This window comes from uncultured Bradyrhizobium sp. (assembly GCF_936943645.1).
In the GTDB taxonomy this organism is placed as follows: Bacteria; Pseudomonadota; Alphaproteobacteria; order Rhizobiales; family Xanthobacteraceae; genus Bradyrhizobium.
In genome coordinates, this window is sequence record NZ_CAKZJO010000113.1 from 1 (window position 1) to 24,322 (window position 24,322).

Below are 24,322 nucleotides of genomic sequence, written 5' to 3' on the forward strand. Positions count from 1 at the left end.
CCATTTCGCCGAAGCGCTGGCCGCCGAACTGCGCCTTGCCGCCCAGCGGCTGCTGGGTGACGAGCGAGTACGGACCGATCGAACGCGCGTGGATCTTGTCGTCGACCAGATGGTGCAGCTTGAGCATGTAGATGTAACCCACCGTCACCTTGCGATCGAACGCATCGCCGGTGCGGCCGTCATAGACGGTCGACTGGCCCGACGCATCGAGACCGGCAAGCTTCAGCATCTCCTCGATGTCGGCTTCCTTGGCGCCGTCGAACACCGGCGTTGCGATCGGCACGCCACGGCTGAGGTTATGGCCGAGTTCAATCAGCTCGTTGTCGTTGAGCGTCTTGATCGTCTCGTCCTCGCCGTAGACCTTCTTCAAGGTTTCCTTCAGCGGCTTGATGTCCTGCTTCGACAAATAGGCATCGACCGTCTGGCCGATACGCTTGCCGAGGCCGGCACAGGCCCAGCCGAGATGGGTCTCGAGGATCTGTCCGACGTTCATGCGCGAGGGCACGCCCAGCGGATTGAGCACGATGTCGGCGTGCGTGCCGTCTTCGAGGAACGGCATGTCCTCGATCGGCACGATCTTCGACACCACGCCCTTGTTGCCGTGGCGGCCGGCCATCTTGTCGCCGGGCTGGATCTTGCGCTTCACCGCGACGAAGACCTTGACCATCTTCATCACGCCGGGCGGCAACTCGTCGCCGCGCTGCAGCTTCTCGACCTTGTCGAGGAAGCGCTGCTCGAGCCCCTTCTTCGACTCGTCGTACTGCTTCCGCATGGCCTCGATCTCGGCCATCAGCTTGTCGTTGGGCGAAGCGAACAGCCACCACTGCGACTTCGGGTACTCCTCGAGCACCGCACGGGTGATCTTGGTGTCCTTCTTGAAGCCCTTGGGGCCGGCGATACCCTGCCGTCCCTCGAGGAGCTCGGCAAGACGGTTGTAGACGTTGCGGTCCAGGATCGCCTGCTCGTCGTCGCGGTCCTTGGCCAGACGCTCGATCTCTTCCCGCTCGATCGCCAGCGCGCGCTCGTCCTTATCGACGCCGTGACGGTTGAACACGCGGACTTCCACGATCGTGCCCTGCACGCCCGGGGGAACGCGCAGCGAGGTATCGCGAACGTCGGAAGCCTTCTCGCCGAAGATGGCGCGCAGGAGCTTTTCTTCCGGCGTCATCGGGCTCTCGCCCTTCGGCGTGATCTTGCCGACCAGGATGTCGCCGGCGCGCACTTCCGCGCCGATGTAGACGATACCGGCTTCGTCGAGGTTCTTCAGCGCTTCTTCCGAAACGTTCGGAATGTCGCGGGTGATTTCCTCAGGTCCGAGCTTGGTGTCGCGGGCCATCACCTCGAACTCCTCGATGTGGATCGAGGTGAAGACGTCTTCCTTCACGATCCGCTCGGAGAGCAGGATCGAGTCTTCGAAGTTGTAGCCGTTCCACGGCATGAACGCGACGAGCACGTTACGGCCGAGCGCGAGCTCGCCGAGATCGGTCGACGGACCGTCGGCGATGATGTCGCCCTTCTTGACGATGTCGCCGACCTTCACCAGCGGACGCTGGTTGATGCAGGTCGACTGGTTGGAGCGCTGGTACTTCATCAGACGGTAGATATCGACGCCCGACTTGGTCGGATCGAGATCTTCCGTGGCGCGGATGACGACGCGGGTGGCGTCGATCTGGTCGATCACGCCCGAACGGCGCGCCGCGATCGCGGCGCCCGAGTCACGCGCAACCACGCCTTCCATGCCGGTACCGACGAACGGCGCCTCGGCGCGAACCAGCGGCACCGCCTGGCGCTGCATGTTCGAGCCCATCAGCGCGCGGTTGGCGTCGTCGTTCTCGAGGAACGGGATCAGCGCCGCGGCAACCGAAACGAGCTGCTTCGGCGACACGTCCATGTAGTCGACCTTGTCCGGCGTCACCGGCAAGACTTCGCCGGCGTGACGGCAGACCACGAGGTCTTCGGTGAAGCGGCCCTTCGGGTCGAGCGGCACGTTGGCCTGCGCGACCGTGTAGCGGCCCTCCTCCATCGCCGAGAGGTACACGACCTCGTCGGTGACGCGACCGTCCTTGACCTTGCGGTACGGCGTCTCGACGAAGCCGTACTTGTTCACGCGCGCGAACGTCGCGAGCGAGTTGATCAGGCCGATGTTCGGACCTTCCGGCGTCTCGATCGGGCAGATGCGGCCGTAATGCGTCGGATGCACGTCGCGGACTTCGAAGCCGGCGCGCTCGCGGGTCAGACCGCCCGGTCCAAGGGCCGACAGGCGGCGCTTGTGGGTGATCTCGCTGAGCGGGTTGGTCTGGTCCATGAACTGCGAGAGCTGCGAGGAGCCGAAGAATTCTCGCACGGCAGCGGCGGCCGGTTTCGCGTTGATCAGGTCCTGCGGCATGACCGTGTCGATGTCGACCGAGGACATGCGCTCCTTGATCGCGCGCTCCATGCGCAGCAGGCCGATGCGGTACTGGTTCTCCATGAGCTCGCCGACCGAGCGCACACGGCGGTTGCCGAGATGGTCGATGTCGTCGATCTCGCCCTTGCCGTCGCGCAAATCCACCAGCGTCTTGATGACGGAGAGGATGTCTTCCTTGCGCAGCGTGCGCTGGGTGTCGGGCGCATCGAGGTCGAGGCGCATGTTCATCTTGACGCGGCCGACCGCGGAGAGGTCGTAACGCTCGGCATCGAAGAACAGCGACTGGAACATGGCCTGCGCCGAATCCAGCGTCGGCGGCTCGCCCGGACGCATCACGCGGTAGATGTCGAACAGCGCGTCTTCACGCGTCATGTTCTTGTCCGCCGAGAGCGTGTTGCGGATGTAGGGACCGACATTGACGTGGTCGATGTCGAGCAGCGGCAATTCCTTGTAGCCGTGCTCGTTGAGCACCTTCATCGACTTGTCGGTGATTTCCTCACCGGCTTCGGCGTGGATCTCACCGGTCTTCGGGTTGACGAGGTCCTCGGCGATGTAGTTGCCGACCAGTTCCTCATCGGACATGCGCAGCGCCTTCAGCCCCTTTTCCTGGAGCTGGCGGGCGGCACGGACGGTGAGCTTCTTGCCGGCCTCGAGCACGACCTTGCCGGTGTCGGCGTCGATCAGGTCGTTGACGGTCGAGTAGCCGCGGAAACGGTTGGCGTCGAACGGAACGCGCCAGCCCTCCTTGGTCCGCTTGTAGAGGATCTTCTTGTAGAACGTGGACAGGATCGCCTCGCCGTCGAGGCCGAGGGCGAACATCAGCGACGTCACCGGAATCTTGCGGCGACGGTCGATACGCGCATAGACGATGTCCTTGGCGTCGAACTCGATGTCGAGCCAGGAGCCGCGATACGGGATCACGCGGGCGGCGAACAGCAGCTTGCCCGAAGAATGGGTCTTGCCCTTGTCGTGGTCGAAGAACACGCCGGGCGAACGGTGCATCTGCGAGACGATGACGCGCTCGGTGCCGTTGACGATGAAGGTGCCGTTCATCGTCATGAGCGGGATGTCGCCCATGTAGACGTCCTGCTCCTTGATGTCCTTCACCGACTTCGCGCCGGTTTCCTCGTCGATATCGAACACGATGAGGCGCAGCGTCACCTTGAGGGGAGCCGCGAAGGTCATGCCGCGCTGGCGGCACTCGTCGACGTCGTATTTCGGCTGCTCGAACTCGTAGCGGACGAATTCCAGCATCGAGGTGCCCGAGAAATCGGAGATCGGGAACACCGAGCGGAACACCGCCTGCAGGCCCTCGTCGAGGCGACCACCCGCGGGTTCGTCGACCATCAGGAACTGGTCATAGGACGCCTTCTGAACCTCGATGAGGTTCGGCATCTCGGCGACTTCCTTGATGTGTCCGAAGAACTTGCGAACGCGTTTGCGACCGGTGAATGTCTGCTGCGCCATCGTGGCCTCTCATTTCGTCGCCCGCTCTGGGCGCGCCGTCCGGAACGCGGCTGCCACCGCTCCCCGGGTTGAATTTTTCGAACCCGTCTTGGGGGTCGGAAACTCAGTTTCAGGCCGGAATGTCCTGAATCTGTTCTTCAGACCTTCAAAACGCAAAACGACGCGCGGGGCGCATAGGCGCGCCCGCCCGTCACAACGATCGTCTTCACGGACTGCAAAAGCCCGAAATAGCCTGCTCTCCCAACGGCTTACAGGGAAATCCGGCCTCCCTGCCCACCGCGCTTTCGTGCTGCCGACCCGATATGGGGCGACAATAGTGCAGATTCGAGGGTTAAACCCGCAAATCCCCACACTTTTTCGTGTTCGGCTCGCGTCGGGATGTTCCGTCGCACGCCTTTTGCATCTGCCCGCCTCGATAGCGGACTGGGATCCCGGGCGCTCCGCCCGGGATCCCGCGCCAGTAAGCAGTGCTTACTTGAGCTCGACCTTGGCGCCAGCCTTCTCGATCTGGGCCTTGATCTTCTCGGCTTCTTCCTTGTTCACGCCTTCCTTCAGCGGCTTCGGAGCACCCTCGACGAGGTCCTTTGCTTCCTTCAGGCCGAGACCGGTGATGGCGCGGACTTCCTTGATGACCTCGATCTTCTTGTCGCCAGCCGAGGCGAGAACGACCGTGAACTCGGTCTTCTCTTCCGCCGGAGCAGCGGCAGCGCCACCGCCAGCCGGGCCGGCCACGGCGACAGCCGCGGCAGCCGAAACGCCCCACTTCTCTTCGAGGAGCTTCGCGAGTTCAGCGGCTTCGAGCACGGTGAGGCTCGAGAGGTCGTCAACGATCTTCTGCAAGTCAGCCATTGTTCAGTTTCCTTAGGTGTAAGTCTGGTTCGGGTTTGAGTTTTGCGAAGGGCGTCAGGCCGCTTCGCCCTTTGAGGCATGAGCCTGGATGACGCGCGCGAGCTTGCCCGCGGGCGCATTGGCGAGCTGGGCCAGCTTGGTCGCCGGGGCCACGATGAGGCCGACGATCTTGCCGCGCAGTTCGTCAAGCGACGGCAGCGAGGCAAGTGCCTTCACGCCGTCGACATTCAGGACGGTCTTCCCCATCGAACCGCCAACGATGACGAACTTTTCGTTCGCCTTGGCGAATTCGACGGCGACCTTTGGCGCCGCTACCGGATCGTTCGAAGTGGCGATCACGGTCGGTCCCTTCAGCATGGGACCGATGGCAACGACGTCAGTGCCTTCAAGAGCAATTTTGGCGAGACGGTTCTTCGAGACCTTCACCGAGGCGCCAGCCTGCTTCATCTGCGTCCGCAGCTTCTGCATCTGGGCAACGGTCAGGCCGGAATATTGAGCAACGATCGCGACGCTCGTGGTCTTGAAGACCCCATTGAGCTGTTCGACCGCGTCCTTTTTTGCCGCTCGTTCCACAGCAAGCTCTTTCCGGTTGGCGGTCATCGCGAAAAGCGGGACCGCCGGGTTGCACCCATCGTCCCACCCAAAACCTGAACCTCGGGGCCCAAACCCTGAGGACACGCGCCGGGCGAGACGACAATTCAAAGCCTGCCCTCCGGGAGCTGGTGAAAGCCCACGGCGTGTCGAGGTCCGAACCAGACCCTTTCCGCAACCACCGTTAAGGTGGAAGGCGAAGTGAAATCCGGTCTTCACCCGTCTATGCAGGCCATGCGATTAAGCCTTTGAGAAATCGAAACTTCCCACGGGCGCCTGCAGTCTTGGACAGGACAAGGTCAGCCGGCGAACCGCCCGACCCTTGCCCGCATCCCACCAACTGACGGGTTTTCCTTCCTTTTCGGGCAAATCCTTGCGGACGTCCTGAAAAGGAATAATCTCCTGTCGTATCGGGTTTTCGGAATGCGTGCACGAACGCGCCAGCCGAGGCCGGCACGTCCGGAAGCGGTTCTTTAACCGCTCGAGGCCTGCTTGCCAAGAGCAAAATTCACACCAGTTCCAATCCGTTGCCGGCGGGGCTTGAGGCGAGCCGATAAGGACCGATTCAGGCCGATTTGACCGCATAAGGCAACGGCTTGCCCTCGAAGAAGGCGGTCAGGTTCGCCAGCACGCAGCCCTGCATGGCCACGTGCGATTCGAGGGTGTGGCCGCCGATGTGGGGGGCGAACACCACGTTCGGGAGCGCGGTCAGGGCGTCGGGGGCGTGCGGTTCCTTCTCGAACACGTCGAGGCCGGCGCCGGCGATGGTCTTGTCGGTGAGGGCCGCGACCAGGGCCTTCTCGTCGATGACAGAGCCGCGGGAGATGTTGACGACATAGCCGTCCGCTCCGAGCCGCTTCAGGATATCGGCGTTGACGGCGTGCTGGGTCTCGGCCCCTGCTCGTACCGCGATCATCAGCACGCTGCACCAGTCGGCGAGCGCCTCCAGGGTCGGGAAATATTGATAGGGCAGATCGTATTTGGTGCGGCTGAAATAGCCGACCTCGCTCTCGAAGGCGGCGCAGCGGGCGGCGATCTTACGGCCGATCTCGCCCATGCCGTAGACGCCGATGCGGCGGCCGGGCATGCCGGCCTGCGGGCGCATCATCGGCGACTGCTTCGAGGCGGCCCAGTCACCGCTGCGGACATACTGGTCGGCGACCAGGATCCGGCGGGTCGTCGCCAGCATCAGCGTCATCGCGATGTCGGCGACAGAGGCGGCGTTGGCGCCGGGGCTGTGGGCGACCGTAATGTTGCGCGCGGCGGCAGCGTTCAGGTCGACGCCGTCATAGCCGGTGCCGTAGCAGACGATGGCGCCGAGCTTCGGAAACAGGTCCATCGCCTCCGCACCGAGCGGCGAGCCACCGGCGGTCAGCAGCGCACGGATGCCGCCGAGCTCGTCGGCGGAAAACGCCTCCGTTGCCTTCTTGCCGCCGGTATCGAGCAGCTCGAACCGCTCGGCGAAGCGCGCCATCATGGTCTTGGGAAAGCGCGAATAGATCAGGACCTTGTCAGCCATTGTTGTTGTTTCCAGTGAGCGCCTTCACAAACGATGAGGGGCGGAATCGGTTGCCCAATTCCGCCCCTCGCCTCATGCAATTTCCAGACTTAGCCGAGAATGGTGCCCGGCTCGACCTTCACGCCGGGGCCCATCGTCGAGGACACCGCAACGCGCTGGATGTAGGTGCCCTTGGAGCCCGCGGGCTTCGCCTTCGAGACGGCATCGGCCAGGGCCTTGATGTTCTCGACCAGCTTCTCCTCGGAGAACGAGGCCTTGCCGACGCCGGCCTGCAGGATGCCGGCCTTCTCGACGCGGAACTCGACCGAGCCACCCTTGGCACCCTTCACCGCACCGGTGACGTCCATGGTCACGGTGCCGATCTTCGGGTTCGGCATCAGGCCGCGCGGGCCGAGCACCTTACCGAGGCGGCCGACCAGCGGCATCATGTCGGGGGTGGCGATGCAGCGGTCGAAATCGATCGCGCCGTTCTGCACCTTCTCGACCAGATCTTCGGCGCCGACGACGTCGGCACCGGCGGCCTTGGCTTCATCGGCCTTGGCGCCGCGGGCGAACACGCCGACGCGGAGCGTACGGCCGGTGCCGTTCGGCAGGGTCACGACGCCGCGGACCATCTGGTCGGCGTGACGCGGATCGACGCCGAGATTGATCGCGACCTCGATGGTCTCGTCGAACTTCGCTTTCGCGCGTTCCTTGACCATCTTGATGGCGTCCGCGAGCGGATAAAGCTTTTCGCGGTCAACACCTTCGCGGGCTTTGTTCAAACGCTTTCCGATTGCCATGACCGCTTACCCCGCCACTTCCAGACCCATCGAACGGGCAGAGCCCTCGACCATCTTCATGGCCGACTCGATCGAGTCGCAATTGAGATCCTTCATCTTCTTCTCGGCGATCTCGCGCACCTGCGCCTTGGTCACCTTGCCGGCCTTGTCACGGCCCGGCGCCTTCGAGCCGGACTGGATCTTGGCAGCCTGCTTGAGGAAGAAGGACATCGGGGGGGTCTTCATCTCGAACGTGAACGAACGATCGGCGTAGATCGTGATCACGACGGGAATCGGGGTGTTCTTCTCTTCCTTCTGGGTCTGCGCGTTGAACGCCTTGCAGAACTCCATGATGTTGAGACCGCGCTGACCGAGCGCGGGACCGATCGGGGGCGAGGGATTCGCCGCACCGGCCGGGACCTGAAGCTTCAGGTATCCGGTCACTTTCTTTGCCATGTATCACTCCTGTTGTGCCGGCGACTGCCGGCGGTTTCAGGTTCGTGGTGGGGACCTCGAGCGGCTGGCAACCGCCCTCGTCCTCCCACGGCCTCTCTTTAGAGGCGTCGCCGCCTCCACTTTTGTCATGCCCGGGCCTGCCCCGGGCATCCATCAATCTTCGCAAGACTTCCCGCGAAGGAGATGGATTGCCGGGTCAAGCCCGGCAATGACGAACGATCAGACCTTCTCGACCTGACCGAATTCCAGTTCGACGGGCGTTGCGCGACCGAAGATCGACACCGCGACCTTCACGCGCGAGCGCGCCTCGTCGATTTCCTCGACAACGCCCGAGAACGAGGCGAACGGGCCATCGGCCACGCGCACGTTCTCGCCGATCTCGAACGACACCGAAGCCTTCGGCCGTTCCACGCCCTCCTGCACCTGGTGCAGGATCCGCATGGCTTCGGCTTCCGAGATCGGCATCGGCTTGTTTTCAGCGCCGAGGAAGCCCGTGACCTTCGGCGTGTTCTTGATCAGATGAAACGCCTCGTCGGTCAGCTTCATCTTCACCAGCACGTAGCCGGGGAAGAACTTGCGCTCGGCGTCGATCTTGCGGCCGCGGCGCACTTCCGTGACCTTCTCGGTCGGCACCAGCACCAGCTCGAACAGCTCCTCGAGCCCGCGCTGCTTGGCCTGCTCGCGGATGGATTCGGCGACCTTCTTTTCGAAGTTCGAATAGGCGTGGACGATGTACCAGCGCTTGTCGGACAGTTGAGCGGTTGCGGTTGCCATCAGTGGATGCCCAGAAGGAAGGTGATGAGGACACGGATGATCTGGTCGGCGGCGAAGAAGAAGATCGAGGCCACGGCGACCATCACGAACACCATGATGGTGGTGATCGTGGTCTCGCGACGGGTCGGCCAGGTGACCTTGGCGGTCTCCGAGCGCACTTCCTGCAAGAACTTGAACGGGCTGACTGCCATCGTGTGAATGTCCAACGTCCGTCGCCGGACGCGCATGAATTTCGGGGATCCGAACAGCCGCCGTTGGCCCAGCCCTCTGTCTCGAAGGATGAGCCGGAATCCGGGCTCGATTGTTCGGGGATTTCAAAGCCGCGCCGGAGATCCGCGTCTAACGGGCCGGCAGCGAGTGCGGGGTATCTACTGCGGATGAGACCAAACGTCAAGGTAGCGGCGCGCCGGCCCGACCTCCCCTCACCCGTGGCGGCCCCCGCCGGAGCTCATGCGAATCAACGGCTTAACCGGCCGACCGCCTGAACCGGCCGGGCCGCCCTCCTCGTGCTGGCGGCGGCCCGGGCGATCGTCAGTCGGCCCGGTCGACCATGGAAATGCCCGGCAACGGCACCACGAACTTGCCGCCTTCGGCGAAATAGCGGGCGTGCTTGGCCCGGATCGGGTCGACATAGCGCCAGGCGAAGACCACGACGAACGCCGGCTTGCGCTCGTACAGGGCCGCCGGCGGCAGGATCGGGATGTCGTAACCGGGACCTGCCATCACGTTGCCCTTCTTGGGGTCGTCGTCCACCAGGAAGTCGATCTTGTTCTCCAGGCCGAACTGCGGCAGCAGCGTCGTGGTGCCCACGGACACGCCATAGCCGGCGACCAGCTGACCGCGCGCATGCGCGGCGTCGGCCATCGCGACCAGCTCGTCGCGGATGGCGGCGATCCGCTTCACGTAGGGCGCATAATAGGCCGGCTGATCGACACCGAGCCGCTCTTCCTCGGCGACGAACCGCGCGACTTCAGCCGAGGGCTTCTTGGCCCCGCCCGCGCGCTGCACGGTGACGCGGATCGAGCCGCCCTTGGTCCAGATGTGCTGGACGTCGATCAGCTCCATGCCGAGCCGGGCAAAGAAGCGGATCAGCGGCTTGATGTTAAAATAGGACAGATGCTCGTGATAGACCGTGTCGAGCAGGTTCTTCTCGGTGACATCGACACCGTATTGCGTTTCGAACACGAACAGGCCGTCGGGCGCGAGCACGTCGCGCACGCCGATCACGAGCGGATCAAGATTGTCGACATTGGCGATCATGTTGTTGGCGATCACGACGCTTGCCGCACCGTGGCTCTGCAGGATGCGGTGACCGATCGCATCGGTGAAGAAATCGCCGATGGTCTCGATCCCCGCCTCGGTCGCGCGCTTGGCAATCTCAACGGCGGGATCGACACCGAGCACCCGCATGCCGCGCTCCCTGAAGAAGCCGAGCAGCGATCCGTCGTTGCTGCCGAGCTCGACGACCAGCGAGCCCGGCGCGATGCCGAAGCGGCTGACGACGTCGTTGGCATAGCCGGCGAAATGCTCGCGCAATCCGAGCGAGAGCGAGGTCGTGTAGACGTAGTTGCGGTACTGGACCTCGGGGTTGCCGACATGGAGAATCTGGAGGTGGCCGCAATCCCTGCACAGATGCAGCGCCATCGGCACCGCGGCGCGGAACACCGGATCGTCGACGCTGGCATCGGGGACCTGGAAGTTCGGGGTGCCGATCGGCATGCCGGCCATCGGGACGACCAGCTCCTGCTTGTCCGAGTGACAGAGGCGGCAGGTGTGGCGGACGTAGAACAGGTTTTTCATCGTTGAACCGAAAAATGAGAAACGCGATCGGGTGAGGCAATCCCACCCCGTGAAGACCAGACCGGCAGCAACGGGCTCAAGCGGGTCATGGATGGCTCGAGACTTCCTTGCCCAGCCCGTCATAGCTGGGAGCTTCCTCCGCCGCTTTCGCGGCCTTGTCCGCTGAATACGATCCGCGCTCCGGACTTGCCAGCCAGATCGCGCCGCCGACGAGCCCGATGATCACGCTGATGGCGCCAAGCAGGAGCGACACCGACAGCGCTTCCTCGGAAGGGACACCCGCCAGACCGAGGCAGGCAACCATCGCCCCCTCGCGAACGCCCCAGCCGCTGATCGAGATCGGAACCGCCGTCAACAGCACCACGGGCGGAATCAGGATGCCGGCATCGACCACCGAGAGCTGTGCCCCGACACCGCGCGCCAGGGCGAAGCAGGCCGCCGCTGTCACGAGATGGATGAGCAGCGCCGACCCGAACAGCAACGCGCGCCGCTCGGACTGCAGAAGAAGAAACCGGACCAGCGCCCCGAACCGGACGAAGCTTGCGATCGCCCGATGGGCGATCAGCCGCTGCGGCAGACGGTCGAGCGTCAACAGCACCACGGTACCGGCGACGCCGGCGAGCGTCAGCCCGCCGATGGCCAGGATCGCGGCCTGATCGGATACGCGAGACAACAGGAACGGCAATCCGGCCACCATCAGCGCGATCAGCCCGATCAACGCCGTGAAACGGTCGGCCGCAACGCCCTTGACCGCCTCCGGCCACTGCACGCCGCGCTGGCGCAGCAACCACATCCGAACCGCGTCACCGCCGACCGAAGACGGCAACACCTGATTGAACCAGAGGCTGATCATGAGGATCCGCCAGCCGGCGAGCCAGTCCAGCGACACGCCGAGCGCGCGCATGATCAGCTCCCAGCGGCCGTTGAGAACGAAGGTCTGGAAGAAGATCAGCGCCAGCGCGAGGACGAACAGCAAAGGATCGACCGAAACGAGATGGCTGCGCAACCGCTGCAGATCGAGACCGCGCGCGATGTAGACCAGCACCGCGATCGACAGCAGCAGCTTTACCGAAAACAGGGCCGCCTGCTTGAACCGCGACTGCATCGGATGCCTCGCCTCAGGACGCCGGATATTCCGCACGACCGATGACGAGGTCGATCGCGGCCATCATCCAGAACTGGTGCGTGGTCTCGACAATGTTGTAGCTGCGGCTGTCGACGAAGAAATTGACGTCGCCGAGATTGCGCAGGGGATTGTCCGCATTCATCCCCGACAGCGTGATCACGTCGAGCTTCATCGACCGCGCCTGCGCAACCGCATTGAGGATGTTCTTCGAGCGCCCCGACGAGCTGATCGCGACCAGGCAATCGCCGGCGCGGGCGTTCAACCGCACGGCGTGTGCGATCCAATCCTCGAACCCGTAATCGTTGGCGAGGCACGACATCATGCTCGCGTCGCTGAAGCAGAGCGCGGGCACCGATGCGTTCTTGGCAAGATCGATCGCCAGATGCGAGGCGATGCCGGCGGAGCCGCCGTTGCCGATGAAGATGACGCGGCCGCCCTGCTCGCGCACGCGCAACCAGATCGCGCGCGTGGCGGAGATCTGGGCGAAAACGCGATCGTCGACCGCCGTCGCACGATGGAGGCGCCCCACATAATCGTCGAGGAAAGCCTTGTGATCGGGATCGACGGACTCAACGGGCATGGGCTGGCGGCTCTGCTGCAACATGAAGCCCTGATACCGGCTATTACTAGGGATTGCAAAGGTATATTGCTTGCAAAGTCGGCGAGCGGCTGATAGTCGGCTTTCGGGTTTCACTTACACATTGGCGGGCCTATTTCGCTGGGCATTCGCGTCACGGATGTTCCCCATGAAATGCATTGTTACTGGTGGCGCAGGTTTCATCGGAAGTCACCTCGTCGATCGCCTCCTCGACGATGGCCACGAAGTGGTCGCGCTCGATAATTTCGTGATCGGCCGCCCGGAAAATCTGGCCTCGCGCGCCAATTCGAGCCAGCTGAAGGTCGTGCGGGCCGACGTCACCGACCTCGAATCGATCAAACCGTATTTCCACGGGATCGACTGGGTTTTCCACCTCGCCGCACTCGCCGATATCGTTCCTTCGATCGAGTCCCCGATCCCGTATCATCGCGCCAATGTCGACGGCACGGTCAACGTGCTCGAGGCGGCGCGGCACGCCGGCGCCAAGCGCTTCGTCTACGCCGCATCGTCGTCCTGCTACGGCATTCCCGACGTCTATCCGACGCCGGAGACCGCCGAGATCCGGCCGATGTACCCTTACGCGCTTACCAAGAATCTCGGCGAGCAGTGCGTCATGCACTGGTGCCAGGTCTACAAGCTGCCCGCGGTCGCGCTGCGCCTGTTCAATGTCTATGGGCCGCGCCATCGCACCACCGGCACCTACGGTGCCGTGTTCGGCGTGTTCATGGCGCAGAAGCTCGCCGGCAAGCCCTTCACGGTGGTCGGCGACGGCGAGCAGACGCGCGACTTCACCTTCGTGAGCGACGTCGCCGACGCCTTCGTCACCGCCGCCCGCTCCGACGTCTCGCACGAAATCCTCAACGTCGGTTCGGACAACACCTACAGCGTCAACCGGCTGGTCGAGCTGCTCGGCGGCGACAAGGTCCATATTCCCAAGCGTCCCGGCGAGCCCGATTGCACCTACGCCGACATCACTGAGATCAAGCGGGTCCTGAACTGGACGCCGAAGGTGAAATTCGAGGACGGCGTTGCGACGATGCTGAAATCGATGGATCAGTACAAGGACGCGCCGCTGTGGACGGTCGACAAGATCGCCGACGCCACAAAGGACTGGTTCAAATATCTCGGTGACGACAACGGCGCACCGCAGAAGGCGAGCTCTTGAACAGGGGCAAGCTCTTGAACAGGTTCGCCGGATAAACTTGCTTGCGATTCGATCATTTCCGGGCGGCCATCTGAGACCTACCGGCGCTTTGGGTAATTCACATGGGTAATGCTCCGAAAGACAAGCCGGCCGTTCATCCGGCCCCGCACGACAAGATCAAGACGGTCGAGGAGCTCGGCGACGTTGCGCGCGCAGCGCAGGCGAAGGGCCTGACCGTCGCGCTCTGCCACGGCGTGTTCGACCTGGTGCATCTCGGTCACGTCCGGCACATCCTGGCGGCGCGCAACGAGGCTGACGTGGTCATCGTGACCATCACCGCCGACCGTTTCGTCAACAAGGGCCCGGGACGGCCGATCTTCCCGGAGAACATGCGCGCCGAGATGCTGGCTGCGCTCGGCACGGTCGACTGGGTCGGCATCAACCAGACATCGAGTGCCGAGCCGGTGCTCGATACCGTGCGCCCCGACATCTACGTGAAGGGCTCGGACTACGAGAATCCCGAGGACGACGTCACCGGCAAGATCGCGACCGAGCGCGAGGCCGTCGAGCGCCATGGCGGCCGCATCGTGTTCACGCGCGACGTGACGTTCAGCTCATCGACCCTGCTGAACCGCTATTTCGACATCTACGACCCCCCTCTGCGCGACTACCTGCAGAAGGTGCGCGAAAGCGGTGGCGCCGAAAGGCTGCTGAAGCTGATCGACAAGATCCAGGACATGCACGTCGTGCTGGTCGGCGACACCATCATCGACGAATACCAGTACGTCACGGCGCTCGGAAAGGCGTCAAAGGAGAACATCGTCGCGACCCTGCTCAAGAACGGCGAGCAGTTTGCCGGCGGCGTCATCGCCGCGGCCAACCACGTCGCGAGCTTCTGCAAGTCGGTCGAGATCGTCACGACGCTCGGCGGCAACGACTATCCCGAAGAGTTCATCCGCGCGCATGTGCGCCCGAACGTCACGCTGACGCCGATCCGCATCCAGGGCCGTCCCACGACCCGCAAATTGCGGTACGTCGAGATGGGCTATTTGCACAAGCTGTTCGAAGTCTACACCATGGACGACACGCCGCTCGACGAAGCAGCGCGCAAGGAGATCGACAAGGTCACCGCCGAGCGCGTGCGCGGTGCGGACGTGGTCATCGTCACCGATTTCGGTCACGGCATGATCGCGTCCAGCACCATCGACACGCTGATCGCGAACTCCAAGTTCCTGGCCGTCAACGCCCAGAGCAACAGCGGCAACCACGGCTACAATCTGATCACGAAGTATCCGAAGGCCGACTACGTCTGCATCGACGCGCCGGAAGCGCGCCTTGCCGCCACCGACAAGTTCAACGACATCGCCTCGGTGATCGAGGACGGCCTGCACCGCAAGATCGATTGCGACAACATGATCATCACGCACGGCTCCTTCGGCTGCTACCCCTTCTCGGCGAAGACCGGCGTCGCGCGCGTGCCCGCCTTCACCAAGACCGTCGTCGACACGGTCGGCGCCGGCGACGCCTTCCTGACCATTACGGCGCCGCTGGTAGCAGCCGGCGGCAACATCGAGGACGTCGCCTTCATCGGCAACGCGGCGGGCGCGATCAAGGTCGGCATCGTCGGTCACCGCAGCTCGGTCGAGAAGGCGCCGCTGGTCAAGTTTGTCACCGCGTTGTTGAAGTAAGCGCGATCGAAAAATCTGGAGAACGACAGTGATTGATCAGAAATGGAACGTGATGGTCACCGGTGGCGCCGGCTACGTCGGCAGCGTGCTGGTTCCCCAATTGCTGGCGGCGGGCCACAAGGTCACCGTGCTCGACCTCTTCATGTACGGCGAGGACGTCTTCAACGCCGTTCGCGACAATCCCAATCTTCGCCTGATCAAGGGCGACATCCGCGATGAGGCCGCGATCAACGAGGCGCTGCGCGGCAACAACGCGGTGATCCACCTCGCCTGCATCTCCAACGACCCCTCGTTCGAGCTGGATCCGGGGCTCGGCAAGTCCATCAACTACGACTGCTTCCGCCCGATGGTGCGCGCCGCCAAGAAGGCGGGCATCAAGCGCTTCATCTACGCCTCCTCGTCGAGCGTCTACGGCATCAAGGACGAGGCCGAGGTGACCGAGGAGCTGTCCTGCGAGCCGCTGACCGACTATTCGAAGTTCAAGGCGATGTGCGAGACCGATCTCGCCGACGAGGCCGCCTCCGGCTTCGTCACCTGCACGGTTCGTCCCGCCACGGTCTGCGGCTACGCTCCGCGGCAGCGGCTCGACGTCGTCGTCAACATCCTGACCAACCTTGCGGTCAACACCGGCCGCATCCGCGTGTTCGGCGGAACGCAGAAGCGGCCGAACCTGCACATCCAGGACATGTCGGCGGCCTATCTGTTCCTGCTCCAGCAGGACGACGCCAAGATCGACGGCAAGACCTACAACATCGGCTACGAGAACCACGCGCTGATGAAGATCGCCGACATCGTCAAGTCGGTGGTCGGCAACAATGTCGAGGTCGCCGTCGAGCCGACCGACGATCTGCGCTCGTACCACGTCTCCTCGGAGAAGATCCGCCGCGAGCTCGGATTTGCGCCGACACACACGATCGAGCAGGCCGTCTCCGGCCTCGTGGACGCCTTCAGGGGCGGCCGCCTGCCGAACTCGCTGAACGATCCCCGGTACTTCAACATCAAGATGATGCAGAACATCAGCCTGAAGTGAGCGGCGTGCGGATCGGCATCGATTTCGACAACACGATCATCTGCTACGACAAGGTCTTTGCCGCCGTCGCGCGCCAGCGTGGGCTGGTGCCCGAGGGCTGGGCGGGGCTGAAGACCGAGTTGCGGGATTTCCTGCGATCCCGCCCCGGCGGCGAGCTGGCCTGGCAAGGGCTGCAAGGCTTCGTCTACGGCAAGGGCATCGGCGGCGCCGAGATCTACCCCGGGGTGCGCGAGTTTCTCGCAAGCTGCCGCAAGGCCGGCGCGAACGTCTACATCGTCAGCCACAAGACGCAGTTCGGCCATCAGGACCCCGATCACACCGACCTGCGTGAAGCCGCGCGCGGCTGGCTGCGGAGAGCCGGCCTGATCGACGCTGCGGATGCGGCCGTCGCCGCGGGCAACGTCTATTTCGAGGACACGATGGCCGCCAAGGTCGAGCGCCTCGCGAGCCTCGATCTCGATATCTTCATCGACGATCTCGTCGACGTCTTCGAGCAGCCGCATTTTCCGAAGGCGACGCGATCGATCCTGTTCACGCAAGCGCGGCCCCCTCATCCCGCTCATTGTGAACCGCGCGCGACATGGGCCGATATAAGCCGTGGAGTGTTCGCGCCATGAGCGAGCCGGAGCTGAGCGCGCAGGATGCGATCTCGATCGGCGGCCGCCTGGCTGGAGCACGAGTCGCGGCCGCTCAACCGGCGCGGTCCGGCGGCAACAACAGGGTGTTTCGTCTGGAGATGGCGGAGGGCCCGCCCCTCGCACTCAAGCATTATCCCGCCGACGGACGCGATCGCCTCGGGCAGGAATATGACGCGCTGTCGTTTCTGTCGCGCCACGGCATGACATCGACGCCGCAGCCGATCGCCAAGGACGCGGATGCGTCCTGCGCGCTCTATCAATGGTTCGACGGCGAAGCGGCGGTGCTGCATCCCCGGGAGGGCGATGCCGACCAACTGGCCGATTTCCTGATCGAATTGCAGAAGCTGCGCGATGCCGATGGCGCGCAGACCTTGCGGAACGCATCGGCCAGCATCTTTTCGCCCGAGGAGGCTATCGCCCAGTACGAGCAGCGCCTCGACGGCTTGAGGCGGGCCTCGGGCGACCATCCGGACCTGCGCGCGTTCATCGATGGCAGGCTGGTTCCCAGCACGGCCGCCGCCGTTCGGCGGCTCCGCGAGCGCTATGCGGAACTGGGACTCGACCCCGCAGCGGACCTGGCACCCGCGCATCGCGCGTTGAGCCCGTCAGATTTCGGACTGCACAACGCGCTGCGCGGCGAAGACGGCCGGCTGCGCTTCATCGACTTCGAATATTTCGGCTGGGACGATCCGGTCAAACTGCTGTCCGATACCGCGATCCACCCCGGCAGCGATCTGCCCGCAACGAGCGCGAATCGCCTCATCGAACGCCTCACGCAAGCCTTAGCGGCTAGGGATGACGCGTTTGCGATCCGCCGGGACGTACTGTATCCTGTGTTCGGGGCGATTTGGTGCCTGATTGTCCTGAATGCTTATTTGCCGGAAAGCCGCTCCCGGCGCGCCCTGGCTGCGCAAGGTGGCGATCTCTCGGTCCGCCTTGCCGGCCAGCTCGACAAAGCCCACCGGCTCCATCAAACGATTTGCCAACGTGATCCAGATCTCACCCCACGCTGAAGCCGCCCTCACCTGCACGCTGGACGAGCGCAGTCTTTACTTGCGCCGCCTGGTCCTCGGTTCTGTCCGCTCGGCCGGACGCGGCCATGTTGGTCCCGCCTTGTCGCTGATCGAGATGGTCCGCGTGCTCTACGACGACGTGCTGCGGATCGACCCGCAGAACCCGCAGGATCCCCATCGCGACCGCGCCATCCTCAGCAAGGGACACGGCTGTCTCGCGCTCTACGCGCTGCTCGCCGATCGCGGCTTCTTCCCGCTGTCGGAGCTGGATGGCTTCTGCGGCTCTGACAGCATTTTGGGCGGACATCCCGAATACGGCATGGTGCCGGGCGTCGAGGCCTCGACCGGCGCGCTCGGACACGGGCTGTCGATTGGTGTCGGCCTTGCGCTCGCTGCCCGCATGCGCGAGCGCAGCTACCGGACCTTCGTCCTGCTCGGCGATGGCGAGATCAACGAGGGATCGGTGTGGGAGGCCGCCATGGGCGCGGCCAAGCACGGCCTCGACAACCTCGTCGCGATGATCGACTACAACAAGCTGCAGAGCTACGGGCCGACCGACTACGTGCTGCCGCTGGAGCCGCTCGCGGACAAGTGGCGCAGCTTCGGTTTCGCCGTGCAGGAGGTCAACGGCCACGACGTTGGCGCGCTGCGCACCGTGCTGAAGCAGGTCCCGGCCGTCTCTGGCAAGCCCACCGCTGTGATCTGCCATACCGTCAAGGGCAAGGGTCTGCCGGCCGCGGAATCCAACGCGGATTGGCATCACAAGAACAAGCTGTCCGACAGCGAGCTCGACGCCATTCGCGTCGCCGTCGGCGATTTTTGATCGGCATCCCATGCGCAACACAGCGATGAACATGGTCCACAAGCTCGCCGCGCGCGACGAGCGTGTGCTTTACATCGGCTCCGATCCCGGCGCCGGCACCCTGCGTGCGATGAGCAAGGAGTTTCCCAAGCGCCATCTGATCGAGGGCATTTCGGAAGCGCACATCATCGGCATGTCGGCTGGCCTGGCGATGGAGGGCTTCGTGCCCTACGTCAACACCATCGCGACCTTCCTCACCCGCCGCTGCTACGAGCAGGTCGCCGTCGATCTCTGCCTGCACAATCTGCCGGTACGTCTGATCGCCAATGGCGGCGGGCTCGTCTACGCCCCGCTCGGCCCCACCCACCAGGCGATCGAGGACATCGCCATCATGCGGGCGCTGCCGAACATGACGGTGATCTGCCCGTGCGACGCCGACGAAGCGGCGCGCATGATGGAGCAGACGCTGGACTGGAAGGGCCCGATCTACATTCGGCTCGGCAAGGGCGGCGACGCGGTCGTCTCCAAGGCCGAGCACGGCTTCGAGATCGGCAAGGCCATCCTGATGCGCCCTCCGGGCGACGTCCTCATGGTGACCACCGGCATCATGCTCCAGCGGGCGCTGGCCGCGGCCGACCTGCTCGCCGCACAAGGCGTTCGTGCCGGCATCCTGCACATGCACACGGTGAAGCCGCTCGACACCGAAGCGCTGCTGCAGGCGATCCGCGGCGTCAAGCTGCTGGCGACGCTGGAGGAGCACGTGCCCTCCGGCGGCCTCGGCAGCGCGGTCGCCGAGACGCTGATCGACAAGCTCGGCTCCGGCCTGCCCGCGATGCTGCGGCTGTCGCTGCCGGACCGCTTCATGCACAATTACGGCTCGCAGGACTCGCTGCTGAAGAAGCACGGTCTCTCCGCCAACGCCATTGCGACCTCGATCGAGCACGCGCTCGCGGCGTCGCGCTCCTCCGCTCCTCAACTCCATTCCACCTGACGGGTCACATGTACGACGTTCGATATTCCTATCTGCTCGAGCAATTCTCCGACCCCGCGCCGATCCTGGCCGAGATCGGCCGGCTGGTTGCGACCGGTGACTTCACCCTGGGCAAGCCCGTCGCCGAATTCGAGAAGCGCTTCGCCGAACTGATCGGCGTGCGTCACGCCATCGGCGTCGGATCCGGCACCGACGCGCTCAAGCTGCCGCTCAAGGCGCTCGGCATCGGTCATGGCGACGAGGTCATCACCGCCGCCAACACCTTCATCGCCACCGTCGGCGCGATCGCCGAGACCGGCGCCACCCCGGTGCTGGTCGACTGCGACGATTCCTTCTGCATGAATGTCGACCAGGTCGAGGCCGCGATCACCAAGAAAACCAAGGCGATCATGCCGGTTCAGTTGACCGGCGAGGTCACCGACATGGGCAAGCTGATGCCGATCGCACAGCGCCACAACCTTCCCGTGGTCGAGGACGCCTGCCAGGGCATCCTGTCGGAGTTTTCCGGCAAGCGCTCCGGCACCCACGGCATCGCCGCCGGCTTCTCGCTGCATCCTCTCAAGAACCTCAACGTCTGGGGCGATGCCGGCGTCGTCGTCACCAATGACGACGGCATGAACGAGAAGCTCCGCCTGATCCGCAACCACGGCATGAAGAACCGCGACGAGATCTCGATCCTCGGCTGCAATTCGCGGCTCGACTCGCTGCAGGCGGTGGTCGGCAACTGGCTGATCGGCCAGACCGGCGAGATCACGCGTCGCCGGATCGAGAACGCCGCCTATTACGACAAGGGCCTTGCCGGCCTGCCCGGCCTGCGCGTTCCCACGCGCCGTCCCAACGTGAAGCACGTCTACCATCTCTACATGGTGTTCGCCGAACGTCGCGACGAGCTCTACCAATACTGCCTGGATAACGGCATCGAGGCCAAGATCCACTATCCGATCCCGCTGTATCAGCAGGAAGGCCTGAAGCATCTCGGCTACGCGCCCGGCACCTTCCCGGTCACCGACCGTCACGCCAAGGAAGTCATCAGCTTCCCGGTCGACCAGCATCTGACGCGCGCGCAGCAGGACCGCGTCATCGAGACCGTCAGGAAGTTCTGCCATGGACGCTGACACCGGCCGCCGGCGCATCGGTTACGTCAATCTTCCCGCGCAGTTCGAGGAAGAGCGCGCCGAGATCATGCAGGCGGTCGAGGGCGTCTTCCAGCGCGGCGATTTTATCGGCGGCGCGGCGGTCGGAAAGCTCGAGGAGGAGCTGTCCGCCTATCTCGGCTCGCCCCATGTGGTGACGCTGAATTCCGGCACCGACGCGCTGATCCTCGCCTTGCGGGCGCTCGACATCGGCCCCGGCGACGAGGTGATCACCCCGCCGAATTCGTTCGTGGCATCCACCGCCGCGGTCATCGCGGTCGGCGCCACGCCGGTCTTCGCGGACGTGCTGCCGGACCAGAACATCGATCCCGCCGCGGTCGAGGCCGCGGTCACGCCGCGCACCAAGGCGATCATGCCGGTGCACCTGACCGGGCGCATGGCCGACATGACCCCGCTGATGGCCATCGCGGACAAGCATGCGCTCGCCGTGATCGAGGACAGCGCGCAAGCCGTCGGCTCGACCTATGACGGCCGCATGAGCGGCACCATCGGCACGTTCGGCTGCTTCTCCGCCCATCCCCTGAAGAATCTCAACGCCGCGGGCGATGCCGGCTTCCTCGTCACAGGCGATGCCGAGATGGCCGCGCGCATTCGCCGGCTGCGCAATCACGGCCTGATCAACCGCAGCGACGTCCAGGAATGGGGCATCGTCTCGCGGCTCGACACCGTGCAGGCGGAGGTGCTGCGCATTCGCCTGCGTCGCCTGCCCTCGGTGATCGAACGCCGGCGCCGCAATGCTGCGCAATACCGCGCCGAGCTCGCCGGGCTTCCCCTGTTCATTCCGCCCTGCCGCAACATCGAGTTCAACACCTTCCACACCTTCGTGGTGCAGACCGACCGCCGCAACGACTTCCAGAAATACCTGGCCGACAAGGGCATCGAGACCGCCATCCACTATCCGGTGCCGATCCACCTGCAGCCGGCGGCGGCGCATCTCGGTCAGGGCCGCGGCGCGTTCCCGGTGACGGAACGGCAGGCGGACCAGATCCTCACGCTTCCCATCAACCAGTTCCTGTCGGCCGCAGACATCAGCTATATCTGCGCGACCGCCCGGGAGTATTTTGCATGACGGATACCGACTTCCTCCAGGCCGATGAGCAGGCGCTGGCCCAGCGCTTCATCGACAACGGCTTCGTCACCACGCCGGCCGACGATCGCGCCGGCCTCGACCGCATCCAGCGGCGCGCCGCCGAACTTGCGGCCGATTATCTGAAGCTGCCGCACAGCAACGATCCCTATGCGATGCTCGACAGCATCCACACCCGGGTGAGCGTGGACGATCTCAACGGCCTGCGGCTGCACGTCTTCAACGGCCTCAACGCCGAGCCCTGGTTCCGGCCGACCTATTTCCGCCTGGCGCGCTCGACGATCGAGACCATCGTCGGCAACGAACTCTGCATGCAGCGCCGCGTCAATCTCAGCATCCAGATGCCCGGCGACGATTCCTCGCTGCTCGCCACGCATTCCGACGTCTGGTCCGGCGACTCGCCATTCGAGGTCGTGGTGTGGGTGCCGCTGGTGGACGTCCATCACACGAAGGCAATGTATCTGCTGCCGCCGTCCATGAACGGCGACATGCAGGACAAGATGGCTGATCTGCGCAGCGCCGAGGAGCTGTACAAGACCATCAAGCCGCACGCGACCTTCATCGAGATTCCCTACGGTCACGTGATGCTGTTCAACCAGACCCTGATGCACGGCAATCGCGTCAACGAGGAGCCCGGCACGCGCTGGAGCATGAACTGCCGGTTCAAGAGCATCATGTCGCCCTACGCGGACAAGCGCTTCGGCGAGTTCTTCGAGCCGATCCTGCTGCGTCCGGCGACGCGGGTCGGCATGCAATACAAGCTGCCGGGAGGCTTCCATGGCTGAGCGAGCCGGCCATCGCGGCTATATCGGCGCCCGCCCGCTGAACGGCAGCCGCACCCCGCAGCACGTCCAGAACATCGTGATCCGCGACTACGCGCGGCGCAAGAACCTGCAATTCCTACTCAGCGCCGTCGAGCACATCATGCCCGGCAGCTACATGGTGCTCGAGGACATCATGGACGAGCTGCCGCGCCTGAACGGCCTGATCCTCTACAGCATCTTCATGCTGCCGCCCGACGAGGCACGGCGACGGGAAATCTACAACCGCGTGCTGCGCGAGGGCTGCGACATGCACGCGGCCGTCGAGGAAATCACGCTGTCGTCGCCGAAGGACATCCAGGCCGTCGAGGACATCCTGCTGGTCAATAAATACGCCACCATCCTGTGACGATGCTGCGGACCGGTTGAGCCCCATGAGCGAGATCAACCTGCTCCAACCGATGCACGCCTCGACCAGGCGGAACTACGTTCAGCGCGTGGTCGAGCACGACAAGGCGGAATCGGCGACCGTCGCGCGGCAATGGGGACGCGACTACTGGGACGGCGACCGGCGCTACGGCTATGGCGGCTATCGCTATGACGGACGCTGGCGCCCCCTCGCCCAGACCCTGATCGACCGCTACGGCATCAAGCCCGGCATGAGCGTGCTCGATGTCGGCTGCGGCAAGGGCTACCTGCTCTACGAGTTTACCCAGCTCGTCCCCGACCTGACGATCGCCGGCATCGACATCTCCGACTACGGCATCGCCAATGCCAAGGAGGAGGTGCGGCCGTCCTTGAAGGTCGGCAGCGCCGTGGAGCTGCCCTACCCCGACCACAGCTTCGATCTCGTGGTGTCGCTCGGCGTGCTGCACAACCTTCCGCTCGAGGACGTGTTCCGCGCGGTGGCCGAGATCGAGCGCGTCGGACGCGGCACCTCGAAATATCTGATGGTGGAATCCTTCCGCAACGAGCGCGAAAAGGCCAACCTCCTCTACTGGCAGCTCACCTGCCTGAGCTTCCACGGCCCGGAAACCTGGGCGTGGATCTACGACAAATGCGGCTATCGGGGCGACCATGGGTTCATCTTCTTCGAGTGAGGCGACAGGCTCGCGCCGGCTGACGTCACTGCGGGCGCAAAATCCCGAGGTCTATTATTCCGACGATGCCATCGTCACGGCCGACGACGCCGTGATCGCGGAGCTGAAGCGCATCGCCGCCGGCAACCCGCGCCTGCGCAGCCGGCTGTGCACGCACCCCGATCCCTCGTCCGGCCTGCACGAGATGCTGATCGTGCATCACCGCGAGGCCTATGTCCGGCCCCACAAGCATCTCGGCAAACCTGAATCCTTTCACGTGATCGAGGGCACTGCGCAGGTCGTGATCTTCGAGGATGACGGCCGCATTCGCGAGGTGCTCGAGATGGCGCCCTACGGCCAGGGCAAGCGATGCTATTACCGTATGCCGGAAAAGGTCTTTCACTCGATCCTGATCACGTCGGAGTGGCTGGTGTTCCACGAAACCACCGCCGGCCCGTTCGATCCCTCGCGCACCGCATTTCCCGACTGGGCTCCGGACGGCAGCGACGCCGCCGAGGTCCAGGACTACGTCACGAGGACTGGTGCGCTCGCCGCGGAGCATCTGGCGACACCGTAGACTTCCCTCT

General features: G+C 64.3%; 24 protein-coding genes. 13 read left to right on the forward strand and 11 right to left on the reverse strand.

Annotated features, from left to right (window positions below):
* The 11 genes from rpoB to Q0743_RS33555 form a co-directional block, all read right to left on the reverse strand.
* On the reverse strand, positions 1–3,874 hold a 3,874-nt coding region (rpoB, locus tag Q0743_RS33505; RefSeq protein WP_298245682.1), incomplete at its 3' end, for a DNA-directed RNA polymerase subunit beta.
* Between the two features lie 471 nt (positions 3,875–4,345).
* Positions 4,346–4,723, reverse strand: coding sequence for a 50S ribosomal protein L7/L12 (gene rplL / locus Q0743_RS33510; protein ID WP_061026886.1), 378 nt, complete (start codon positions 4,721–4,723; stop codon positions 4,346–4,348).
* A 54-nt stretch (positions 4,724–4,777) separates the two neighbouring features.
* A complete protein-coding gene (gene rplJ / locus Q0743_RS33515) occupies positions 4,778–5,296 on the reverse strand; it encodes a 50S ribosomal protein L10 (protein ID WP_097658973.1) in 519 nt (172 codons plus the stop codon).
* Positions 5,297–5,879: 583 nt separating this feature from the next.
* The gene (locus Q0743_RS33520; protein WP_298245683.1) at positions 5,880–6,833 is read right to left on the reverse strand and encodes a 2-hydroxyacid dehydrogenase; all 954 of its coding nucleotides are present in this window, start codon (positions 6,831–6,833) and stop codon (positions 5,880–5,882) included.
* A gap of 89 nt (positions 6,834–6,922) precedes the next feature.
* On the reverse strand, positions 6,923–7,615 hold the full coding sequence (rplA, locus tag Q0743_RS33525; RefSeq protein WP_063682741.1) for a 50S ribosomal protein L1: 693 nt from the start codon (positions 7,613–7,615) through the stop codon (positions 6,923–6,925).
* Between the two features lie 6 nt (positions 7,616–7,621).
* Positions 7,622–8,050 carry a 50S ribosomal protein L11 gene (gene rplK / locus Q0743_RS33530; protein ID WP_006611824.1) on the reverse strand — a complete coding sequence of 143 codons (429 nt, stop codon included), beginning with the start codon at positions 8,048–8,050 and terminating at the stop codon, positions 7,622–7,624.
* Positions 8,051–8,269: 219 nt separating this feature from the next.
* On the reverse strand, positions 8,270–8,824 hold the full coding sequence (nusG, locus tag Q0743_RS33535) for a transcription termination/antitermination protein NusG (RefSeq protein ID WP_007602985.1): 555 nt from the start codon (positions 8,822–8,824) through the stop codon (positions 8,270–8,272).
* Positions 8,824–9,015 (reverse strand): preprotein translocase subunit SecE, encoded by a 192-nt coding sequence (gene secE / locus Q0743_RS33540; protein WP_007602984.1) that lies wholly within the window; start codon positions 9,013–9,015, stop codon positions 8,824–8,826. Before secE ends, nusG begins: the two co-directional genes overlap by 1 nt.
* A gap of 340 nt (positions 9,016–9,355) precedes the next feature.
* Entirely contained in the window at positions 9,356–10,624 is a 1,269-nt protein-coding gene (locus tag Q0743_RS33545) for a class I SAM-dependent methyltransferase (protein WP_298245684.1), read from the reverse strand.
* 85 nt (positions 10,625–10,709) lie between these two features.
* A complete protein-coding gene (locus Q0743_RS33550; protein WP_298245685.1) occupies positions 10,710–11,729 on the reverse strand; it encodes a lysylphosphatidylglycerol synthase transmembrane domain-containing protein in 1,020 nt (339 codons plus the stop codon).
* A gap of 13 nt (positions 11,730–11,742) precedes the next feature.
* Positions 11,743–12,330, reverse strand: a complete 588-nt coding sequence (locus Q0743_RS33555; RefSeq protein WP_298245686.1) for an SIS domain-containing protein — start codon at positions 12,328–12,330, stop codon at positions 11,743–11,745.
* A gap of 166 nt (positions 12,331–12,496) precedes the next feature.
* Between Q0743_RS33555 and Q0743_RS33560 the strand changes: the two genes are divergently transcribed.
* The 13 genes from Q0743_RS33560 (at position 12,497) to Q0743_RS33620 (ending at position 24,312) form a co-directional block, all read left to right on the forward strand.
* Positions 12,497–13,513: an SDR family oxidoreductase gene (locus Q0743_RS33560; protein WP_298245687.1), complete on the forward strand. Its 1,017-nt coding sequence runs from the start codon at positions 12,497–12,499 to the stop codon at positions 13,511–13,513.
* 101 nt (positions 13,514–13,614) lie between these two features.
* On the forward strand, positions 13,615–15,180 hold the full coding sequence (locus tag Q0743_RS33565; RefSeq protein WP_298245688.1) for a PfkB family carbohydrate kinase: 1,566 nt from the start codon (positions 13,615–13,617) through the stop codon (positions 15,178–15,180).
* A gap of 28 nt (positions 15,181–15,208) precedes the next feature.
* Positions 15,209–16,210 (forward strand): NAD(P)-dependent oxidoreductase, encoded by a 1,002-nt coding sequence (locus tag Q0743_RS33570; RefSeq protein WP_298245689.1) that lies wholly within the window; start codon positions 15,209–15,211, stop codon positions 16,208–16,210.
* A 5-nt stretch (positions 16,211–16,215) separates the two neighbouring features.
* On the forward strand, positions 16,216–16,827 hold the full coding sequence (locus Q0743_RS33575) for a hypothetical protein (RefSeq protein ID WP_298245690.1): 612 nt from the start codon (positions 16,216–16,218) through the stop codon (positions 16,825–16,827).
* On the forward strand, positions 16,824–17,861 hold the full coding sequence (locus Q0743_RS33580) for an aminoglycoside phosphotransferase family protein (RefSeq protein WP_298245691.1): 1,038 nt from the start codon (positions 16,824–16,826) through the stop codon (positions 17,859–17,861). Before Q0743_RS33575 ends, Q0743_RS33580 begins: the two co-directional genes overlap by 4 nt.
* Complete coding sequence (locus Q0743_RS33585) at positions 17,836–18,684, forward strand: transketolase (RefSeq protein ID WP_298245692.1); 849 nt, start codon at positions 17,836–17,838, stop codon at positions 18,682–18,684. The genes Q0743_RS33580 and Q0743_RS33585 overlap by 26 nt, the downstream gene beginning before the upstream one ends.
* Positions 18,685–18,694: 10 nt before the next feature.
* Positions 18,695–19,654 carry a transketolase C-terminal domain-containing protein gene (locus tag Q0743_RS33590; RefSeq protein ID WP_298245693.1) on the forward strand — a complete coding sequence of 320 codons (960 nt, stop codon included), beginning with the start codon at positions 18,695–18,697 and terminating at the stop codon, positions 19,652–19,654.
* Positions 19,655–19,662: 8 nt separating this feature from the next.
* A complete protein-coding gene (locus Q0743_RS33595) occupies positions 19,663–20,769 on the forward strand; it encodes a DegT/DnrJ/EryC1/StrS aminotransferase family protein (RefSeq protein WP_298245694.1) in 1,107 nt (368 codons plus the stop codon).
* Positions 20,759–21,877 carry a DegT/DnrJ/EryC1/StrS aminotransferase family protein gene (locus tag Q0743_RS33600; protein ID WP_298245695.1) on the forward strand — a complete coding sequence of 373 codons (1,119 nt, stop codon included), beginning with the start codon at positions 20,759–20,761 and terminating at the stop codon, positions 21,875–21,877. Before Q0743_RS33595 ends, Q0743_RS33600 begins: the two co-directional genes overlap by 11 nt.
* On the forward strand, positions 21,874–22,680 hold the full coding sequence (locus Q0743_RS33605; protein WP_298245696.1) for a sporadic carbohydrate cluster 2OG-Fe(II) oxygenase: 807 nt from the start codon (positions 21,874–21,876) through the stop codon (positions 22,678–22,680). The genes Q0743_RS33600 and Q0743_RS33605 overlap by 4 nt, the downstream gene beginning before the upstream one ends.
* The gene (locus Q0743_RS33610; protein ID WP_298245697.1) at positions 22,673–23,065 is read left to right on the forward strand and encodes an LIC12192 family sporadic carbohydrate cluster protein; all 393 of its coding nucleotides are present in this window, start codon (positions 22,673–22,675) and stop codon (positions 23,063–23,065) included. Before Q0743_RS33605 ends, Q0743_RS33610 begins: the two co-directional genes overlap by 8 nt.
* Before the next feature lie 25 nt (positions 23,066–23,090).
* Positions 23,091–23,756 carry a class I SAM-dependent methyltransferase gene (locus Q0743_RS33615; RefSeq protein ID WP_298245698.1) on the forward strand — a complete coding sequence of 222 codons (666 nt, stop codon included), beginning with the start codon at positions 23,091–23,093 and terminating at the stop codon, positions 23,754–23,756.
* Positions 23,734–24,312 carry a WbuC family cupin fold metalloprotein gene (locus tag Q0743_RS33620; RefSeq protein ID WP_298245699.1) on the forward strand — a complete coding sequence of 193 codons (579 nt, stop codon included), beginning with the start codon at positions 23,734–23,736 and terminating at the stop codon, positions 24,310–24,312. The genes Q0743_RS33615 and Q0743_RS33620 overlap by 23 nt, the downstream gene beginning before the upstream one ends.
* The last annotated feature ends 10 nt before the right edge of the window (positions 24,313–24,322 follow it).

Bases quoted from the DNA above. Each gene is read 5' to 3' on its own strand.
- Q0743_RS33595 (WP_298245694.1), top strand. From the start codon at position 19,663: ATGTACGACGTTCGATATTCCTATCTGCTCGAGCAATTCTCCGACCCC.
- rplA (WP_063682741.1), bottom strand. From the start codon at position 7,615: ATGGCAATCGGAAAGCGTTTGAACAAAGCCCGCGAAGGTGTTGACCGC.
- nusG (WP_007602985.1), bottom strand. From the start codon at position 8,824: ATGGCAACCGCAACCGCTCAACTGTCCGACAAGCGCTGGTACATCGTC.
- Q0743_RS33565 (WP_298245688.1), top strand. From the start codon at position 13,615: ATGGGTAATGCTCCGAAAGACAAGCCGGCCGTTCATCCGGCCCCGCAC.
- secE (WP_007602984.1), bottom strand. From the start codon at position 9,015: ATGGCAGTCAGCCCGTTCAAGTTCTTGCAGGAAGTGCGCTCGGAGACC.
- rplL (WP_061026886.1), bottom strand. From the start codon at position 4,723: ATGGCTGACTTGCAGAAGATCGTTGACGACCTCTCGAGCCTCACCGTG.
- Q0743_RS33520 (WP_298245683.1), bottom strand. From the start codon at position 6,833: ATGGCTGACAAGGTCCTGATCTATTCGCGCTTTCCCAAGACCATGATG.
- Q0743_RS33600 (WP_298245695.1), top strand. From the start codon at position 20,759: ATGGACGCTGACACCGGCCGCCGGCGCATCGGTTACGTCAATCTTCCC.
- Q0743_RS33550 (WP_298245685.1), bottom strand. From the start codon at position 11,729: ATGCAGTCGCGGTTCAAGCAGGCGGCCCTGTTTTCGGTAAAGCTGCTG.
- Q0743_RS33560 (WP_298245687.1), top strand. From the start codon at position 12,497: ATGAAATGCATTGTTACTGGTGGCGCAGGTTTCATCGGAAGTCACCTC.
- Q0743_RS33555 (WP_298245686.1), bottom strand. From the start codon at position 12,330: ATGCCCGTTGAGTCCGTCGATCCCGATCACAAGGCTTTCCTCGACGAT.
- Q0743_RS33580 (WP_298245691.1), top strand. From the start codon at position 16,824: ATGAGCGAGCCGGAGCTGAGCGCGCAGGATGCGATCTCGATCGGCGGC.
- rplK (WP_006611824.1), bottom strand. From the start codon at position 8,050: ATGGCAAAGAAAGTGACCGGATACCTGAAGCTTCAGGTCCCGGCCGGT.
- Q0743_RS33545 (WP_298245684.1), bottom strand. From the start codon at position 10,624: ATGAAAAACCTGTTCTACGTCCGCCACACCTGCCGCCTCTGTCACTCG.
- Q0743_RS33620 (WP_298245699.1), top strand. From the start codon at position 23,734: ATGGGTTCATCTTCTTCGAGTGAGGCGACAGGCTCGCGCCGGCTGACG.
- Q0743_RS33610 (WP_298245697.1), top strand. From the start codon at position 22,673: ATGGCTGAGCGAGCCGGCCATCGCGGCTATATCGGCGCCCGCCCGCTG.
- Q0743_RS33615 (WP_298245698.1), top strand. From the start codon at position 23,091: ATGAGCGAGATCAACCTGCTCCAACCGATGCACGCCTCGACCAGGCGG.
- Q0743_RS33605 (WP_298245696.1), top strand. From the start codon at position 21,874: ATGACGGATACCGACTTCCTCCAGGCCGATGAGCAGGCGCTGGCCCAG.
- Q0743_RS33590 (WP_298245693.1), top strand. From the start codon at position 18,695: ATGCGCAACACAGCGATGAACATGGTCCACAAGCTCGCCGCGCGCGAC.